The 17,887-nt window shown below is 71.1% G+C and carries 11 protein-coding genes and 1 tRNA gene; 9 read left to right on the forward strand and 3 right to left on the reverse strand.

All coding sequences use genetic code 11. The features are described from left to right. Nucleotide 1 precedes the first annotated feature (1 nt). From TNCT6_RS40055 to TNCT6_RS28015, 6 genes are all read left to right on the forward strand, one after another. A tRNA-OTHER gene (locus tag TNCT6_RS40055) sits at nucleotides 2–84 on the forward strand. A 295-nt stretch (nucleotides 85–379) separates the two neighbouring features. Beyond that, a complete protein-coding gene (locus TNCT6_RS27995; RefSeq protein WP_141363375.1) occupies nucleotides 380–688 on the forward strand; it encodes an acyl carrier protein in 309 nt (102 codons plus the stop codon). A gap of 34 nt (nucleotides 689–722) precedes the next feature. Further along, nucleotides 723–7,097: a type I polyketide synthase gene (locus TNCT6_RS28000; RefSeq protein ID WP_141363378.1), complete on the forward strand. Its 6,375-nt coding sequence runs from the start codon at nucleotides 723–725 to the stop codon at nucleotides 7,095–7,097. Nucleotides 7,098–7,269: 172 nt separating this feature from the next. Beyond that, nucleotides 7,270–8,826, forward strand: coding sequence for a long-chain-fatty-acid--CoA ligase (locus tag TNCT6_RS28005; protein WP_141363380.1), 1,557 nt, complete (start codon nucleotides 7,270–7,272; stop codon nucleotides 8,824–8,826). Between the two features lie 100 nt (nucleotides 8,827–8,926). Next, entirely contained in the window at nucleotides 8,927–9,709 is a 783-nt protein-coding gene (locus TNCT6_RS28010; RefSeq protein ID WP_141363382.1) for a thioesterase II family protein, read from the forward strand. 52 nt (nucleotides 9,710–9,761) lie between these two features. Further along, complete coding sequence (locus tag TNCT6_RS28015; RefSeq protein ID WP_141363384.1) at nucleotides 9,762–10,169, forward strand: nuclear transport factor 2 family protein; 408 nt, start codon at nucleotides 9,762–9,764, stop codon at nucleotides 10,167–10,169. Between the two features lie 17 nt (nucleotides 10,170–10,186). Here TNCT6_RS28015 and TNCT6_RS28020 read toward each other — a convergent pair whose 3' ends face one another. The 3 genes from TNCT6_RS28020 to TNCT6_RS28030 all read right to left on the reverse strand — a co-directional run bounded on the left by TNCT6_RS28020 (nucleotide 10,187) and on the right by TNCT6_RS28030 (nucleotide 13,405). After that, nucleotides 10,187–11,032, reverse strand: a complete 846-nt coding sequence (locus tag TNCT6_RS28020) for a helix-turn-helix domain-containing protein (RefSeq protein ID WP_141363386.1) — start codon at nucleotides 11,030–11,032, stop codon at nucleotides 10,187–10,189. Between the two features lie 133 nt (nucleotides 11,033–11,165). Continuing rightward, complete coding sequence (locus tag TNCT6_RS28025; protein WP_141363388.1) at nucleotides 11,166–11,867, reverse strand: hypothetical protein; 702 nt, start codon at nucleotides 11,865–11,867, stop codon at nucleotides 11,166–11,168. 74 nt (nucleotides 11,868–11,941) lie between these two features. After that, on the reverse strand, nucleotides 11,942–13,405 hold the full coding sequence (locus tag TNCT6_RS28030; RefSeq protein WP_216372800.1) for an MFS transporter: 1,464 nt from the start codon (nucleotides 13,403–13,405) through the stop codon (nucleotides 11,942–11,944). 301 nt (nucleotides 13,406–13,706) lie between these two features. On the opposite strand from TNCT6_RS28030, the gene TNCT6_RS28035 reads away from it, so the two are divergent. The 3 genes from TNCT6_RS28035 to TNCT6_RS28045 all read left to right on the forward strand — a co-directional run bounded on the left by TNCT6_RS28035 (nucleotide 13,707) and on the right by TNCT6_RS28045 (nucleotide 17,887). Continuing rightward, nucleotides 13,707–15,308 (forward strand): aldehyde dehydrogenase, encoded by a 1,602-nt coding sequence (locus TNCT6_RS28035; RefSeq protein WP_141363390.1) that lies wholly within the window; start codon nucleotides 13,707–13,709, stop codon nucleotides 15,306–15,308. A 72-nt stretch (nucleotides 15,309–15,380) separates the two neighbouring features. Next, the gene (locus tag TNCT6_RS28040; RefSeq protein WP_141363392.1) at nucleotides 15,381–16,520 is read left to right on the forward strand and encodes an acyl-CoA dehydrogenase family protein; all 1,140 of its coding nucleotides are present in this window, start codon (nucleotides 15,381–15,383) and stop codon (nucleotides 16,518–16,520) included. Nucleotides 16,521–16,603: 83 nt separating this feature from the next. Next, complete coding sequence (locus TNCT6_RS28045; protein WP_141363394.1) at nucleotides 16,604–17,887, forward strand: aspartate aminotransferase family protein; 1,284 nt, start codon at nucleotides 16,604–16,606, stop codon at nucleotides 17,885–17,887.

Raw genomic sequence — 17,887 nt, forward strand, 5'->3', positions numbered from 1 at the left:
AGGAGAGGTGCCCGGAGTGGTTTATCGGGGCCGTGCTATCGGTCGGGTCCTGGGCCCACGCAGGTTCGAATCCTGCCCTCTCCGCGCAGTGACACGCCCCGCCGCCAGGGCCGGGTGGGCCGGAATCCCCTTATGACTGGGGTGCCGGCCCGCCCGGCCCTGGCGCGCGCGTGGGCCCGGGTGGTATCAGCGCCCGGTCAGGGAGGCGTCAGCGCGGGCTGATTCCATCAGCCCATCCGTCCTCACCAACTGCCTTTTCCTATCCGCGTTTCCCCATCCGCCCCTTTTCAAGGCCCCACCGCGACGGAGACGGTCGCGGTGCCGGAAGTCCCGTCCGCGGGAGCCGGCGCCAGGGCCGGTGACGCATATGGAGCATGCGATGAGCGATCAGGCCCCGGCGGTGGAGCAACTCTCCTCGCTTCCTCGGTCCGAGCGGTCAGAATTCCTTGAGAGCATCGTCGTCGCGGAGTTCAAGGACGTCCTTCTCATGGGCGGCGACGAAATGTTCCCCACCGATCAGAGCTACTTCTCTCTGGGCTTCACCTCGCTGCGCATCATGGAGGTGAAGACCCGGTTGGAGAAAACGCTCGGATGCACACTGAGCACAAATGTGCTGTTCAACAGCCCGACCATCGAGAAGCTGGTCGAATACCTGGCGGACGAGGTTCTCGCCGACCTCATACGGTGACCGCTGTGGGCTATCGAGAAGAGGGAAGACCGTAATGTCGAAAACGTCGAGCACTACGGCGGCCGAGAACGGCGGACCCGATACGGCGACGCCCTTCCAGCGGCACGATGAGCCCATCGCACTGGTCGGCATGGGTTTCCGCCTGCCGGGCGGTAACGAGTCCCCCGAAGACTTCACCGAGTTCCTGAAGGCGGGCGGCAACGGCATCCGCCCCGTGCCCGAGGACCGCTGGGACGTGGCAGCGCTGTCACCGCGCCCGGCGGAGGCCGCGGGGCCGGCCGAGGGCGGTTCCGACGCCGAGCCGGAGCGGGGCAAGGTCAGGACGGCGGGCGCCGGCTTCCTGGACCGGATAGACCAGTTCGACGCCCAGTTCTTCAACATCTCGCCCAAGGAGGCCGCGTTCGTCGACCCGCAGCAACGGCTGCTGCTGGAGACGGCCTGGCAGGCGCTGGAGCACGCCAACATCGACCCCGCCACCCTGCGGCACGGCAACGGCGGCGTCTACGTCGGCGCCAGCTCCATCGACTACGCGCTGGAGATGGAGGGCCTGCCCTACGAGGAACTGGACGGCCATCTCGCGGCCGGCATCACGCTGTTCCCGCTGTCAGGGCGGCTGTCGTACTTCTTCGGGCTGCGCGGTCCGAGCCTCACCGTGGACACCGCGTGTGCCTCGTCGCTGACCGCGACGCATCTGGCCGTGGAGGGCCTGCGCAGCGGGGCGTGCGACATCGCGCTGGCCGGCGCGGTCAACTGCCTGCACCACCCGCGTATTTTCGTGATGTTCTCGCACGCCAACATGCTGGCGCCGGACGGCCGCTGCAAGACCTTCGACGAGGACGCCAACGGCTATGTGCGCGCCGAGGGCTGTGCCGTGCTGGTGCTCAAGCGGCTGTCGGACGCCCAGCGCGACGGCGACCGGATCCTCGCCCTGATCCGCGGTACGGCCATCGGCGAGGACGGGGAGAGCGCCGGTCTGACCGTGCCCAACGGCACCGCCCAGGAGGCCGTGATCCGCGCGGCGCTGCGCAACGGCGGTCTGACGCCGTCCGACATCCAGTACGTCGAGGCGCACGGCACCGGCACTCCGCTGGGCGACCCGATCGAAATGGGCGCCATCAGCGACGTCTTCGCCGACTCGCACGCCGCGGAGCGGCCGGTGACCGTGGCGTCCGTGAAGACCAACATCGGCCACACGGAGCCGGTGGCCGGTATCGCGGGGGTGATCAAGACCGTTCTGCAGATGCAGGCGCGCACGGTCTTCCCGCATGTGAACTTCAGCAAGCCCTCCGGCCGCATCCCGTGGGCGAACATCCCGGTGACGGTGCCGACCGAGAACCGGCCCTGGAAGGCGGAGGGCACTCGGCGGGCCGTCGTCAACAGCTTCGGCTTCGCCGGCAGTATCGCCGCGGCTGTCCTGGAGGAGCCGCCGGCCCTCCCCGCGCCCGAGTCGGTGCCGGGCGAGGCGGGGGACACCGCCGACGAGGGCGGTCACGTGTTCACCCTGTCCGCGAAGTCACGCCGCTCGCTGGCCCTGCAGATCGAGCGCTACCAGCAGCACCTGGTGAACAACCCGGGCGTGGACATCGGCGATCTGTGCTACACCGCCAATGTCGGCCGCAGCCACTTCACCCACCGGATCGGCGGCGTGGTCACCGGCCACGAGCCGCTGGCCGCGCTGCTGGCCCGGCACGCCGAAACCGCCGAGGCCGCGAACCGCCGTACCCCTATACGCAAGACCGCGTTCCTCTTCGCCGGCCAGGGCTCGCAGTACCCGGGCATGGGTGCCGCCCTCTACCGGCAGTTCCCGGTGTTCGCCGCCGAAGTCGACGCGTGTGACGAGCTGTTCGCGGCGACGCTGGGCCATTCGGTGCGCGAGCTGATGCTCGCCACCGGGGAACGGGCGGCCGAAGAGCTGAACCAGACGCTGTACTCGCAGCCTGCGCTGTTCACTCTGGAGTACGCGCTGGCCAAGCTTTGGATGTCGTGGGGGCTGCGGCCCAGCGTGCTGATCGGCCACAGCATCGGCGAGGTCACGGCGGCGGCCGTGGCCGGGCTGTTCAGCCTGGAGGACGCGACCACACTGGTGGCGGCCCGCGCCCGGCTGATGCAGTCGGTGTCCACGCCGGGCGGCATGGCGGCGGTGGGCGCGCCCGTGGAGGACGTGGCGCCGCTGCTGGAGAAGTACCCGGACCTGGCGGTGGCGGGCGTCAACTCGCCCGAGCAGACGGTGATCTCCGGCGGCGAGGAGTCGCTGGGGGAGGCCATGGACGCGTTCACCGAGCGCGGTCTGCGCGTCAAGCGGCTGACCGTCTCGCACGCCTTCCACTCCCCGCTGATGGAGGAGGTGTACGACGCCTTCCGCGCGGAGATCGCCGGCATCGAGTTCCACGACCCGGAGCTGACGCTGATCTCCAACGTCACCGGTGAGGTCGCCCGGTTCCGCGACATCGCCACCCCCGACTACTGGGTGCGGCACATCGGCGCGCCGGTCGAGTTCGCCAAGGGCATGCGCACGGTGGAGCGCCGTGGCCGGCACGCGATGGTGGAGATCGGCCCGTCGCTGGCGCTGAGTGCTCCGGCCAAGCAGTGCGTCACCGCCCAGGACCACCTGTGGGTGGCCAGCCTGCACCCGCAGGACACGGACGGCCGGACCGTGCGCAATGCCGTGGCACAGCTGTACATGGCCAACTTCTCGCTGTCGTGGAGCGGCTTCCACACCGGCCGCGAACGCCGCACCGTCTCTCTGCCCGGCTACGCCTTCGACCGCAAGCGGTACTGGCTGCCGACCGGCTCCAACCGGCACGGCCTGGGCGCCCGGATCGCCGACACGAGCGGCGTGCAGCACGCGCTGCTCGGTGCCGAGACGACCACCGACGCACAGCGCGCCGCCGGCGTACGGGAGTTCTCCACCGCGATCAGCGCCGCCCGGCCCGGCTACCTCGCCGACCATGTGGCGATGGGCAAGGTGGTCTTCCCCGGCACCGGCTATCTGGAGATCGTTCTCGCGCTTCAGGACGCGGTGTTCGGCCACACCCGCCGGGCGGTCCGCGACGTCGTGCTGCGCGAGGCGCTGATGCTCGACGCGGACACCCCGACCAGGCTGCGGACCCGGCTACGCCCGGCTGAGGACGGCACCTCGGTGGTCGAGGTGGCCGGCCTGGCCGGGAGCGGACAGGACGAGGTCGAGCGGCTGCACGCGACGGCGGTGCTGTCGGCCGTGGACGAGGCACAGGACGGCCCCAGCGAGTCGGCCCGCGCGCTGGTCGATCTGGCGGCCCGCGAGGAGCGGACCGAGGACCTGCTGCACTCCGACGACGTGTACGCCGCCTACGCGGGCGCCGGCCTCGACTACGGCCCCGCGTTCCGGCTGATGCACTCGGTCACCCGCTTCCCGAGCGGGCTGACCGTCGGCGACCTGCAGGGCGTCACCGCCGGCCCGCTGGAGCACGTTCCGCCGGCGCTGCTCGACGCGGCCATGCACAATATGAGCGCCCTCGCCGACGACGGCAACTCCTATCTGCCGGTCCGCTTCGGCCGCTTCACCCTCTTCCGCAAGCCGCGCGCCGAGTTGCTGCGCACCCTGCTGCGGCTGGTCCCGGCCGACTCGCCGGACGTGGACGTGTGCGCCGACGTGCTGGTGCTGGAGGGCGACGAGCCGGTCATGGAGCTGCGCGGGCTCGGCCTGAAGCAGCTCGCCGAGGCGCCCGGCGCGCCGCGCCGCAGCTTCTTCCACCAACTGCGCTGGACCAAGCGCTCGGCGGCGGGCCCGGAAGGTGTCGCCGACCGTCGGGTGCTGCTGGTGGGCCGCCCGGCCGACGGCTTCCAGGAGGCGTCGGCCCGGCTGGCCGAGGGCGGCGGCCGGGTGGTCTTCGCGGCCGGCGCCGACGAGGCCGGCGCCGTACTGGCCCAGGAGCGGATCACCGACGTGTGCTGGTTCTGGCAGTCCGACGCGGACGCGGCGGGCGCGAACGGCCTGCGGGCGGAGTCGGAGCGGAACTACGGCCGGCTGCTGGCCCTGCTGGCGGTGCTGGACCGGCACGGCTTCGGCCGCGACCAGCGTCTGTGGCTGGTCACCGAGCAGGCCCAGCTGCTGCGCGGGGACGCCCCGGCCCGGGTGCGGCTCGCCGGCAGTTCGCTGTGGGGCTTCGGCGCGGTGATGCTCAACGAGTACCCCTCGTACCGGACCACGCTGATCGACCTGCCGGCCGACGATTCCGGTCCGGACGCGCTGGTCATGGAACTGACCACGCGCGAGAGCGGCGACTTCCAGGTGGCTTACCGGGGCGGCCGCCGGCATGTGCGGAGGCTGGTCGCCGACGACGCCCGGGCCCGCCGGGACAACGGTTTCGGGCTCGCCGTGAAGGAGTACGGCACGTTCGCCGGCGTCCGGCCGGAGCGGGTCGAGGAGGTGGCGCCCACCGGCGACGAGATCCAGGTCCAGGTGGCCGGGGTCGGCCTCAACTTCAAGGACGTGCTCAACGCCCTCGGCATGATGAAGGAGTTCGGCGAGCAGCCGCTCGGCTTCGAGTGCGCCGGCACGGTCGTCGCGGCCGGGCCGGAGGCGTCCTTCGCGCCCGGCGACGAGGTGATCGTGAACTACCTCGGTCTGATGCGCCGCCGGGTGACCGTGCCATCGGCGGTGGCCGTGCGCAAGCCGGCCGGGCTGGACTTCACCCAGGCGGCTGGCTTGATCTCGGTGTACGTCACCGCCTACTACGCGCTGCACACGCTGGCCGGCATGAAGGCCGGCGACCGGGTGCTCGTCCACGCGGCGGCCGGCGGCGTCGGGCAGGCGGCGACCCATCTGGCCCATCTGGCCGGGGCGGAGGTCTTCGCCACCGCCAGCCCGCACAAGTGGCCGCTGCTGCGCGAGCAGGGCGTCGAGCATGTGATGAACTCCCGCACGCTGGGCTTCGCCGACGAGATCGAACGGATCACCGGCGGGCAGGGCGTGGACATCGTGCTCAACAGTCTCAACAAGGACTTCATTCCGGCCGGGATGCGGTCCCTGGGGCAGGGCGGCCGGTTCGTCGAGCTGGGCAAGGTCGGAGTGTGGACGCCGGAGCAGGTCGCGGCGGAGCGGCCGGACGTTTCGTACGTCAACTTCGACCTCAGCGAGCTGCCGCTGGACCGACTGATCCCGCTCAACCAGGAGATCATGCAGGTGATCGTCGAGCTGGTGGAGGCGGGCAAGCTGCCGCCGCTTCCGGTGACCGGGTACACCCTGGACGAGGTGGAGGAGGCGTTCGGCGTGCTCAGCCGTGGCGCCAACATCGGCAAACTGGTGATCGAGTTCGACGACCCGTCGGCCCGCGAGCAGCGCACGGTCGACATCCGGCCGGACCGCGTCTACCTGATCACCGGCGGTCTCGGCGGCCTTGGCCTGGTGGCGGCGGAGAAGCTGGTGGACCTCGGCGCCCGGAAGCTTGCCCTGGTCGGCCGGCGCACGCAGCCGACGCCGGACGTGGCGCACCTGCTGGAGCGGCTGAAGGAGCGGGCGGAGGTGACCGTACTGCAGGGCGACGTCTCCGACCCGGCGGACGTCGGCCGGATCACCGCCGGGATGCTGCGCTCGGGCACGCCGGTCGGCGGCATCGTCCACGCGGCGGGCATCACCGCCGACCAGCCGGTCGCCGAACAGACCTGGCAGGCCCTCGACACGGTCTTCCAGGCGAAGATCTACGGCTCCTGGCTGCTGCACGAGGCGGCTGCGGCCTTCCCGGAGCTGGAGTTCTTCGTCGGCTTCTCCTCGGCCGCGCCGGTGGTCGGCGCGCCCGGCCAGTCCAACTACGCGGCGGCCAACGCGTTCCTGGACACGCTGATGGCGTGGCGGAGTGCGCAGGACCTGCCGGCGCTGTCGGTGAACTGGGGCCCATGGGCCGAGGTCGGTATGTCGGCTCGGCTGGGCGAGGCGCTGATCCGGCGCTGGGAGGACGAGGGCATCAAGCTCTTCTCGCCCAGCCGCGGCGCCCGCGCCTTCGCCTCGGTGCTGGGCCGCCCGCTGAGCCAGATCGTGGTCGGCGAGGCGGACTGGGACCGGTTCACCGCGGCCAAGCCGGTGCGCAACGCGTTGTACGAGAGGCTCGTCCAGCCCGGCGGCGGGCAGGCGCTCACCCTCGACCTGGAGGCCCTGCGGCAGCAGACCCGGGCCGAACGGCTGGCGGCGCTGGACGAGTTCGTACGGGCGAAGACCGCGGATGTGCTCCACCTGGACGACCCGGACGCCATCGATCCGTACACCGAGTTCGTGCAGCTGGGGCTGGACTCCCTGGTGGCCGTGGAGCTGAAGAACACGCTGGAGGCGGCGCTGCGGCTGCCGCTGCCCCCCCAGCTGGCCTTCGACCACCCGTCGTCGGCTCAGCTCGCGGCCTTCCTGGAGCAGCAGCTCGCGGACACGGCCGCAGCCTGACGGCGCCGGGTCCGGGTCCGCCACGGGCCTGGGCCCGGCGTCCGCCCCGTCTCCGGCCGGAGGGGCACGGGGTCGCCGCCGTACCGCGGCAGCCCCGCGCCCCGGCGCGCGTCGTCCCCGGCATCCGCACCCCGCACACCCACCACCCCGGCACACCGAAAAGGAGACCTCCGTGGCCGGACCGAGCACGGAAACCATCGCCGCCCGATCCTTGCTGCACGCGGCCCGACGGCCGGATCACCCGGCGATCATCTGCGAAGGCCGCGACACCACGTACGCCGAACTGCACCGGGCGAGCAACCGCACCGCCCATGCCCTCACGGCGGCCGGCCTTGCCCGCGGCGACCGTGTCGCGTTCCTGGGCCGGGAGAACGAGCACTACTACGACCTGGCCCTGGGCTGCGCGAAGACCGGCGTGGTGCTGGTGCCCATCAACTGGCGGCTGACGGCCGACGAGGTGGACCACATCCTGCGCGACTCCGGCGCCCGCATGGTCTTCGTGCAGGGCGAGTTCATGTCCGCCGTCGAGCGCGTCCACGACGGCCTGCCGAAGCTGCGCGAGATCCGCCGCTTCGACGGCGACGGCCACCGGGCCGAGGGCTTCCTCGCCTGGAAGGGGGACGCCCCGGACTCCGACGTCGACGTGGAGATCGGGCCGGACGACCCGATGGTGCAGATGTACACCAGTGGGACCAGCGGCCTGCCCAAGGGCGTGGTGCTCGCGCACCGTACCTTCTTCACCTTCATCGAGAACATGCGGCGAGCCGGCTGCGACTGGATCGACTGGCGGCCGGAGGACCGGACGCTGATCTGCTTCCCCGGCCTGCACTCGGCCGGCATGGCCTGGTTCATGCACGCCTTCAACGTCGGCGCCACCTCCGTGGTGATGGGGATGTTCATGGCCGACGAGGCCGTACGGCTGATCTCCGCGCACCGGGTCACCACCGTGTGGGCGGCCCCCGCGATGCTCGACATGATGATGACGGAGCACGACTCCGGCCCCGAGGCGTTCGCCTCGCTGCGCAAGGTGGTCTACGGTGGTGCGCCCATCTCGCCGTCGCAGCTGGAGCGCTGTCTGACGGTGTTCGGCTGCGAGCTGGCCCAGATGTACGCCGCGGCCGAGACCGGCAGTGTGGTCACCTGCCTGACCCCGGCCGACCATGTGCTGGGCAACCCGCGGCTGACCTCGGCCGGCCGGGTCTGCCCCGGCAACATCGTGCGGATCGTCGACGAGGACGGCAAGGAGCAGCCGGCCGGGACCATCGGTCAGGTCAGCGTGTGGACGCCGGCGCACTTCGCCGAGTACTTCCGGCAGCCGGAGGCCACCGCCCGCACCCTGGAGGGCGGCTGGCTCAAGCTCGGTGACGCCGGCTACCTCGACGAGGACGGCTACCTCTTCCTGTGCGACCGGATCGACGACACGATCATCGTCGCCGGCCAGAACATCTACCCGGTCGAGGTGGAGAACGCGCTGCGGGCGCACCCCGCCGTCGCCGATGTGGCCGTGGTGGGCGTGCCCGACGCCCGCTGGGGCGAGACGGTCCGCGCCTGCGTGGTCGTCGTGCCGGGCAGCGAGACCAGCGGTCGCGAGCTGATGCTCTTCCTGCGCGGCCGGCTGGCCGACTTCAAGATCCCCAGCAGCTACGAGTTCCTGGACGTCCTGCCTCGCAACCCCACCGGGAAGGTGCTGCGCCGGGAGCTGCGCCGGCGCTACGCCGCGGCGGGCTGACCGGGCCGCTCCCACCGCACGCGTCGGTCGTCCCGGCCGCCGTCCCCCAGGGCGGCCGGCGGCGGCCGGGACCCCGTCCGCACCCACCTGAAGGAGCACGATGACCGAGCCGGTCGCCGCCCTCGCGGACCGCTGGTTTCAACCGGAGAGCACGCCCGATGCCGAAACCCGGATCTTCCTGCTGCACTACGCGGGGAGCGGAGCGTCGATCTACCACGACTGGCCGCCCCGGATCCCCGCCGACGTCTCCGTCCAGTGCGTCCAGCTGCCGGGCCGCCAGGAACGGTTCGACGAGGACATGTTCACCGACGTCGAACCGCTGGTCCAGACGCTGGCCGACTGCTTCACCGCCGAGCTGGACGGCCGCCCGTACGCGGTGTTCGGCCACTGCATGGGCGCGCTGATCGGCTACCGGCTGACCGTCGAGCTGCACGAGCGCGGCGAGCAACCGCCGGTGCTGCTGGGCGCCTCCGCGTGGGCGCCGAAGGGCTTTCGCACCCCGCCCCCCGAGCAGCTCCAGGTGCCGCAGAGCGAACTGGTGGACTGGGCCCGCGGGCTGGGCTCGCTGCCGGAGAGCATCCTCAACAACACCGAGGCCCTCAGCCTGATGATGCCCGCCATGCGGGCGGACCTGGAGGTCTGTGCCAGCTACCAGGACGACGACGCGACGGTGCCGTGCCCGGTGGTCACGTACAGCGCCGACAGGGACCCGCTGGTGGACCCGGAGGCCATGGCGTCCTGGGTGCCGCGCACCAAGTCCTACCTGGGCAACCGCCTCTTCCAGGGCGGCCACTTCTTCATCCACGAGCAGACGACGTCGATCACTGCCGACTTCGTCCGCCTGCTGCTCGGCCGGGCCGCCGGGACCCGGCCCGCCTTCTGACCGCATCGTCGGCAGCACCACTGCCAGAGCACCCGTACCGAAGGAGCCCCGTATGACCGTGACCAGTCCCAACGAGTTCGCCGACCGCTATGTCGCGGTCTGGACCGAGACCGATCCGCAGGCCCGTCGCAAGGCTGTTGAGGAGCTGTGGGCGCCCGACGGCATCTACGCCAACGCCGTCGCCGTCGTCCGCGGCCACGAGGCCATCGCCGCCCAGGTGGGCTACGCCCACGACGCGTACGCCACCGGAGGCTTCACCTTCCGCTCCTGCAACAACGCGCGCGGCCAGCACAACACGCTGCGGTTCAATTGGGTGATGGTGTCGGCGTCCACCGGCGCGCTGGAGGCCGTCGGCTTCGACTTCCTCACGCTGGACGACGCCGGCCGCATCGTCTCCGACCACCAGTACTTCGACACCCCGCCGAGCTACGTGGTGCCGCCGCCCGGGGAGGCGGACTGACCGCGCCGTGCGGTGCCCTACGCCGCCCCCGCCGGGTCCGGACCGGCGGGGGCGGCGGTGTGCAGGCGGTTGAGCAGCTCGCCGGTGGGGCCGTCCGCCGGCAGGAACGCCTCGACGGCCAGTTCGGCGACGGTGACGTCGAGCGGCATGCCGAAGGTGGCGATGGTGCAGATCAGGGACAGTTCCATGTCCTGGTACCGCAGCCGCAGCGGAAGGGTGAGGTCGGCGTGGTCGGTACGGGGCGGCCGGCTGGGCTCGCCGCCGCCCGGGTAGGCGCGCAGCTCCTGGTACAGCTCGGCCAGGCCCGGCTCGGCCGTCAGCTCGACTCGCCGCTGCAGGCGCATCAGCAACTGGGCTCGCCAATCGGGGAAGTTGATGATTCGAGGCTGCATGCCCTCGGGGTGCAGGGCCAGCCTGAGCGCGTTGACGGGAGGCTGCAGCAACTCGGGCGCGGCATCCTTGGCGAAGAGTCGGAAGCCGGCGTTGCTCAGCACGATGTTCCAGTTGCGGTCCACGACAAGTGCGGGAAAGGGTTCGTGGCCCGTCAGGATCTGATGGAGCGCACCACGCACGGGAAGCATCTCGGCAACGTCCAGGGGAGAGTCTGTGTAGGCGGGCGCGTAGCCGGCCGCCAGCAGCAGCTGGTTCTGCTCGCGCAGTGCCAGGCCGAGGTGCCGGCCCAGCCGTAGCACCATGTCCCGGCTGGGCTTGGACCGACCGGTCTCCAGGAAACTGAGGTGACGCGCGGAGATCTCGGCCCGGGTGGCCAGGGCGAGCTGGCTGTAACCCCGCTGCTCCCGCCATCTACGCATCAATTCGCCCACCGGGCGGGACAGTTGCCGACTTTCCTGCACCTCGGTCATTCCATCACCCTGCATCATCCTCGGCGTCAGGCACAACCGCGGAAGCGGGCCACGCACGGTGCACAGCCGGGCCCCGCCCGCGACCCGCGGCACCCGGCCCGCGGCACCCGGCCGGTGCCGCGGGCCGGGGAGCTCACGCCGATTGCCGGCCCGCTCCGGTGAAGCGGTAGTGCGTGCGCACCAGGCCCTGCTCGTCGCGGAGCAGGAAGTCCACGCCCGCCTCGCCCGACTCCGTGTGCCACGGGTAGCGGAAGGCATCGTGCTGCGCCGAGGCGCTGCCCGCCGGGTGCCGTACGCCGTCGGCCGTGAGCGCGGCGGCGATGCCGTCCACGCCCTCGTGCACGCCGCTCTCGTCGACGAGGCGGGCGCCGGGCAGGTAGAGGTCGGCGATCTCCTTGCGCAACTGCTCGCTTCCGGCCGCGACCGTGGCCAGGTGCCGTTCGGCCTGGGCGTCGAGGTCGGGGCTCGGCACCGGAGGCTCGTTGAACTGGTAGTCCGCGACGATCCGGCCCTCGCCGTCCAGCAACACCACGTCGAATCCGACGGCGAGCACGGCGTCGTTGTCGCCCGGTGACATCACCCAGTTGAAGGCCAGCGCGTCGTGGTGCCCGACCGGGGCACCGCCCGCCCGGAACCGCAACCCCTGGCCGCCCACGAACTGGTCGTACGCCTCGGTCACCCGGGCCACCAGGCTTTCGGTGCCCTGGAAGCGGCGGGTCTGGGTGCAGTGCAGCCCGTCCGGCGTCCACAGGTTCGCGATCTGGGCCCGCCGTGCGGCGGGATCGGGCTCGTTCCAGACGGCGACGTAACGCTCCAGCAGTGCCTTCGCTCTCACGTGCGATCTCTCTCTCGCTAGGGGACCCGGGGCGGCGCGGGGGTTCGCCGCCCCGGGAGTTCAATGGGGGTGGATCACTTGCCGGCGTTCGTGCGGGGCAGTGCCTGGACCAGCAGGGCCAGGGCGGCGGCGACGGCGACGAGGAAGACGATGCCCATGTCGAAGGCGTGGGCGAAGGCCGAGGAGTCGGGCTGCTCGCCGAGCGCGTTGTAGAAGATCACGCCGATCACCGCGACACCGATCGAGTTGCCGATCTGCAGGCCGGTGGTGAGTACGCCGGAGGCCGAGCCCGCGTACTGCGGGTTGACCCGGGCGAGCACCGTGGAGGCGAGCGGGGCGACCGCCAGGCCCATGCCGGCGCCGTCGATCACCAGACCGGGGATGAGCCACGCGGTGTGACCGTCCGAGCCCAGCTGTGCGGCGGTGACGCCGAGGACGACCAGGCCCACGACCATCAGCAGCGCGCCGACGGCAAGCACCTGACGGCCGAGCTTGGTGGCGAACTTGGTGGCGTTCATCGAGGTGTACATGTAGCCGGCGCCGATGGCGGCGAAGAGCAGGCCCGCCTCCAGGGCGCTCAGGCCGCGGCCGGCCTGCATGTACAGGGCGAGCACCAGGAAGAACGACGCCTGGCCCATCCAGAAGACCAGCTGGCAGGCGAGTCCGACGACGAAGGCGCGGTCGCGGAACATGGCGATGTTCACCAGCGGCGAGCCGTCCTTCGCGGCGATGGACTGCTCGACGGCCACGAACGCCGCCATCAGCACGACGAACGCGCCGAAGGACAACCAGGTCCACAACGGCCAGCCGTCCTCGCGGCCTTCGATCAGCGGGAGCACCAGGGCGACCAGCGCGAGGGTGATCATGACGACGCCGAGGAAGTCCAGCTTCGGTCGGCCCTCGGCGCGTGACTCGGGTACCACCTTCAGGGTCACGCCCATGATGAGCAGGCAGATCGGCAGGTTCACCAGGAAGCAGGAGCGCCAGCCCCAGCCGGCGATGTCGGCCTCGATCAGCAGACCGCCGATGAGCTGGCCGAACACGGCTGCGAGCCCCATGGCCAGACCGTAGCCCGCGAACACCTTCAGGCGCGCGGCCCCCGTGAAGATCGTGCCCAGAAGGGCCAGCACCTGGGGCGCGAGCATCGCCGCGGCAAGTCCTTGGAGCACTCGGGAGGAGACCAGGAAGCCGCCCGACTGGGCGACGCCGCACAGCAGCGAGGCGATGGTGAACAGACCCAGGCCCAGCAGGAACATCTTGCGGCGCCCGTACAGGTCGCCCAACCGTCCGCCGGTGATCAGCCCCACGCCGTAGGCCAGACCGAACCCGGCGACCACCCATTCGATGGCGGAGGCGCTCGCGTTCAGGTCGGTCTGCAAAGAGGGAATGGCGACGTTGACGATAAAGAAGTCGAGGGTGGTGATGAAGACGCCGGCCAGCACGGTCGGCAGGATCAGCCGATGCGGCGCGGCCGGGCTCCCGCCCGTCGGCATGGGCGGTGACGGCGCGGAGGCGCTGCGGTTGGTCTCGGTGGTCATCGTTCGTACTCCTGATCGATCACATGGGGTGTTCACCCGGCGCCCGCGGCCGGGCAGATACCTGTCCGAGTGCTTATCCAGCGTGTCGCCCGGAGATCAGTGGGGTCAATTACCTACCAGGTAATCACCGCGCCCGCCCGCCCGCGCCGACCGGCCCGGGCGGAGGGGAATCGGCGGGTGCGCTAGGCCGGTTACCGAGCCCGGATCAGCACCGCGTCAGTGCCCGGTCAGAGGGGACTGCAATCATCACGTCAGATTTCACCCGTCATCAGACTGATTGTGTTTCCGAAGGGTCCGCAAGATGAAACCCGGGAAAAAGTTCCACAGTTATGGGCTGTTTATCGCGGGGAAAGACATCGAGGGCGATGGCTGGGTCTACACCGTGAGCGCCAAATCGCTCCTCGAGGATGTCTTCACCAGCGTCAGTCTCAAGCGCACCCTCGAAAAGGACGCGGACTCGTCCGCCGCGCAGCACCCCTACGTCATTGGCCGATGCGCGATAGCCGACGACGCGGCCATCGACCTCGCCAGTGAAGCGGCTGCCGCGGCCGCCCCCGGCTGGGCGGCGGTCCCCCTGGAACGGCGCCTGCGGCTCGGCACCCTCTTCCGCGAGGAACTGCTGCGCCGCAAGGAGGAGTTCGTGGAGATGCTGGTCGCCGAGTCCCACCCGGTGAAGCTGGCCAGGTGGGAGCTGAGCTGCCTGCTCCAGATCTACAGCGAGGAGAGCATCAACTGGTACGCGCAGCAGATGCACACCGAGTTCGAGGAGGGCGGGCGTCGGCTGATCGTCCGTCGCCAGCCGGACGGTGTGGTCGCCTTCAACCCGCCGCAGAACGCTCCGGCGCCCAGCGCGGCCCTGGCCGTCCTGGCCGTGATGGCCGGAAACGCGGTCGTGGTGCGCGCCCCGCGCAGCATCGCGCTGAGCACCCTGTGGGTGCTGCGGGACGTGGCTGCGCCGCTCCTGCACGAGGTGGGAGCACCCCCCGGCACCCTCAACGTGGTCTGCGCCAACCCCAAGCAGACCCTGGACCGCTGGATCACCAGTCCCCTGATCGACGACATCTTCTACATCGGAGGCAGCCAGGAAGGTCTGCGCTTCCAGGAGCAGTGCGTGGCCCACGGCAAGAAGCCGATCCTGGAACTGGCCGGCAACGACGGGATCATCGTCTGGAAGGACGCCGACCTGGCCTATGCCGCCGAGGCGATCACCGAGTCGTTCTACGGCTCCGGGCAGATCTGCATGGTGCCCAACTACGTCCTGGTGCACCCCGAGATCGCCGACGACCTCATCGCCGAGGTCGAGCGGCAGGTCGCCGGCGTGCGGCCGGGCTACCCCGACGAGGAGGACGTCCTGCTGTCGCCGGTGCGCCGCACCGAGCGGTTCTTCGGGCTGCTGGACCGGGCCCTGGAGCGGGGTGCGCGGCTCGTCACCGGCGGCAAGCGCACCGAACTGGACGGAACCCCCTCCGAGACGGGCGTCTTCCTGCAGCCGACCGTGCTGCGGGTGGACGGGCTGACCGCGGCCCGTGAGCACGACGTGGTGCGGCACGAGACGTTCTTCCCGCTGCTGCCGATCGTGGTGCCCGAGCCGGACACCGACGAGGTCCTCCTCGACCGTTTCCTCGACTTCGTCAACACCAATGAGTACGGGCTGCGCAACTCGCTGTGGGCCAAGGACGGGAACGTCGTCGACACCTTCGTACAGCGGGTGGTCAACGGCGGTCTGCTGAAGGTCAACGACTCGCACATCGGCTTCCTGCCCTACCTGCCCAGCCACGGCGGGACCGGCCTGACCGGCGGGGTGTTCGGCGAGGCCAACTACCCGATGCTCAAGACCTCCCACGTCCAGGGCGTCAGCATCGCGCGGGACGTCAGCCCGCAGCGGACCGTCTTCGGCGGCTGACCCGCCCGCAGGCGCGCCCCCGGGCGGCCGACCGACCACGACCCGAGAACAACGCTGAACGAGGTGACACCTGTGAGATCTCTCGACGTCGCCCGCGACACCTGCGAGCGCTTCCACCCCGGGCTGGTGAAGGCCCTGTCGGACCTTCCGTTCGAAGAGCGCGAGGCGGCCGGCAGCCCGGTCGTCGACCTGTTCCGGTCGGCCGCGGGCGTGGGGCTGCTCATACCCACCGAGTACGGCGGGCCGGGCGCCGACCCGGTGGACGCCGTGCTCGTCCAGCGGGCCGTCGGCTCGCTGTCCCCGTCGCTGGCCGTGGCCTCCACGATGCACCACTTCACCGCCGCGATGCTCTACGCGCTCGCCGACGGCCCGGACCGGCTGACACCCGCTCAGGCCGAGCTGCTGCACACTGTGGTGCCCGGGCAGCGGCTGATGGCCTCCGGCTGGGCCGAGGGCCGAACCCAGCAGAACATTCTCACCCCGGCGGTCACGGCAACCCCGGTCGAGGGCGGCTATCTGCTCAACGGCGCCAAGAAGCCCTGCAGCCTGTCGCGTTCGATGAGCCTGCTGACCGCGAGTATCGCGGTGCCCGGCGCGGACGGCACGCCGGAGCTGGCGCTGGCGCTGGTGGACTCCTCGTCGCCGGGCCTGACCCTGCACCCCTTCTGGGGCAGCGAGGTGCTGACCGCCGCCCAGAGCGACGAGGTGCGCCTGACGGACGTCTTCGTGCCCGAGGACATGGTGGTCCGCACCACCGCGGACGACCCCGGCCGCATCGACGACCTGCAGAACGCCGGCTTCGTCTGGTTCGAGATGCTGGTGTCGGCCGGGTACGCCGGCGTCGCCGCCGGCCTGACGGAGGAAGTGCTGGCCCGCGGGCGCGGCAGCACGAGCGAACGCGGCACCCTGCTGATCCGCACCGAGTCCGCGTTCCAGTTGCTGCTGGGGGTCGCCCGCGCGGTGCGCGACGGGGCCTTCGGCGAGGAGGCCGTCTCCCAGGTACTGATCGCCCGGTTCGCCGCGCAGGAAGCGCTGTCGCTCGCCACCCAGCAGGCGCTGGAGCTGCTGGGCGGCATCGACTTCATCCGCTCCTCCGAGCACCTGCGGATGGCCGCCTCGGTGCGCCCGCTCGCCTTCCACCCGCCGTCCCAGGGCTCCACCGTCGCGCCGCTGCTGGCCTACGCCGGCGGCGCCGCCCTCGACCTGTCCTGAGACCGGGACGGGACCCGGACCACCCCGCCCCTTCCATCGGCCCACTCAGCGCCTGCGGGCCACGGACCGAAAGCGAGTCACCAATGACCCCGAGCGTCGACGCCCCGGTCGGCCAGGAGGAGGAGGTCCTCCAGCTCTACCGGGCCCATCTGAGCAAGGGCCGGGCGACCCTGGCCGAGCTCTTCGGAACCCATATGGAGGTCGAGTCGCAGGGTGCCTGGCTGACCACCTCCGACGGCGAACGCTTCCTGAACGCCGGCGGCTACGGCGTCTTCATCATGGGCGCCCGCCACCCCGTCGTCATGGAGGAGGTGCGCCGGCAGCTGGAGACCCACCCCGTCGCCACCCGCATCCTGCTGGAGCCGACCGTCGCCCGTGCCGCCGAAGCGCTGGTCTCGGTCGCCCCGGAGGGCCTGGACCGCGTGCACTTCGCCCTCTCCGGCGCGGAGGCGGTGGAGACCGGCCTGAAGCTCGCCCGGGCCAACGGCCGCAAGCGGACGGTCTCGATGAAGGGTGGCTACCACGGCAAGACGCTCGGCGCCTTGTCGGCCACCGCCAAGGACGTCTACCAGGCGCCCTTCCGCCCGCTGATCCCCAACGTGGTGCACCTGCCGTTCGGCGACATCGACGCCCTGCGCGCGGAGCTGTCCCAGCACCCGGGCGAGGTCTGTGTGCTCATCGAGCCGGTGCAGGGCGAAGGCGGCGTCGTCATCCCGCCCAAGGGCTACCTCAAGCAGGTCGAGGAGGCGGTCCGGGAGTTCGACGGCTTCCTGGTGCTGGACGAGGTGCAGACCGGCTTCGGCCGGCTCGGCGAGTGGTGGGGGCTGGACGCCGAGGGCATCCGCCCGGACGTCCTGCTGGCCGGCAAGGCGCTCGGCGGCGGTGTCGTGCCGGTCTCGGCGGCCCTCGCCACCCGGGAGGCGTTCCGGCCCTTCGACAAGGACCCCTATGTCCACACCGCGACCTTTTCCGGTCAGCCGCTGCTGATGGCGGCGGTGCAGGGCACCGTCCGCGCGATCCGCGAGGAGGAACTGGTGCCCCGAGCCCGCGAGCTCGGCGCCCGGCTGCTGCCGCGGATCACCGAGATCGCCCAGCGCAACATCCCCGACCTGGTCGTGGAGGTACGCGGCCAGGGTCTGCTGATCGGCGTCGAGCTGGTCGAGCCGGGGCTCGCCGGCGAACTGCTGATCGAGCTGTTCAACCACGGAGTGGTCGCCAACCACTCGATGAACGGCTCCTCCGTGGTGCGGTTCACCCCGCCGGCGACCCTCACCGACCGGGACGTCGAATTCCTGCTCGACTCCCTCGACAAGGCCACCGTCGACCTCGTACGGCGCTCGGCCACGATGCCCGAAGGCGGCAACTGA

It is taken from the genome of Streptomyces sp. 6-11-2 (genome assembly GCF_006540305.1).
Taxonomy (GTDB): Bacteria; Actinomycetota; Actinomycetes; order Streptomycetales; family Streptomycetaceae; genus Streptomyces.

Coding starts and splice junctions, on each gene's coding strand:
- TNCT6_RS27995 (WP_141363375.1), top strand. CDS start 380: ATGAGCGATCAGGCCCCGGCGGTGGAGCAACTCTCCTCGCTTCCTCGG.
- TNCT6_RS28000 (WP_141363378.1), top strand. CDS start 723: ATGTCGAAAACGTCGAGCACTACGGCGGCCGAGAACGGCGGACCCGAT.
- TNCT6_RS28010 (WP_141363382.1), top strand. CDS start 8,927: ATGACCGAGCCGGTCGCCGCCCTCGCGGACCGCTGGTTTCAACCGGAG.
- TNCT6_RS28015 (WP_141363384.1), top strand. CDS start 9,762: ATGACCGTGACCAGTCCCAACGAGTTCGCCGACCGCTATGTCGCGGTC.
- TNCT6_RS28020 (WP_141363386.1), bottom strand. CDS start 11,032: ATGACCGAGGTGCAGGAAAGTCGGCAACTGTCCCGCCCGGTGGGCGAA.
- TNCT6_RS28030 (WP_216372800.1), bottom strand. CDS start 13,405: ATGACCACCGAGACCAACCGCAGCGCCTCCGCGCCGTCACCGCCCATG.
- TNCT6_RS28035 (WP_141363390.1), top strand. CDS start 13,707: ATGAAACCCGGGAAAAAGTTCCACAGTTATGGGCTGTTTATCGCGGGG.
- TNCT6_RS28045 (WP_141363394.1), top strand. CDS start 16,604: ATGACCCCGAGCGTCGACGCCCCGGTCGGCCAGGAGGAGGAGGTCCTC.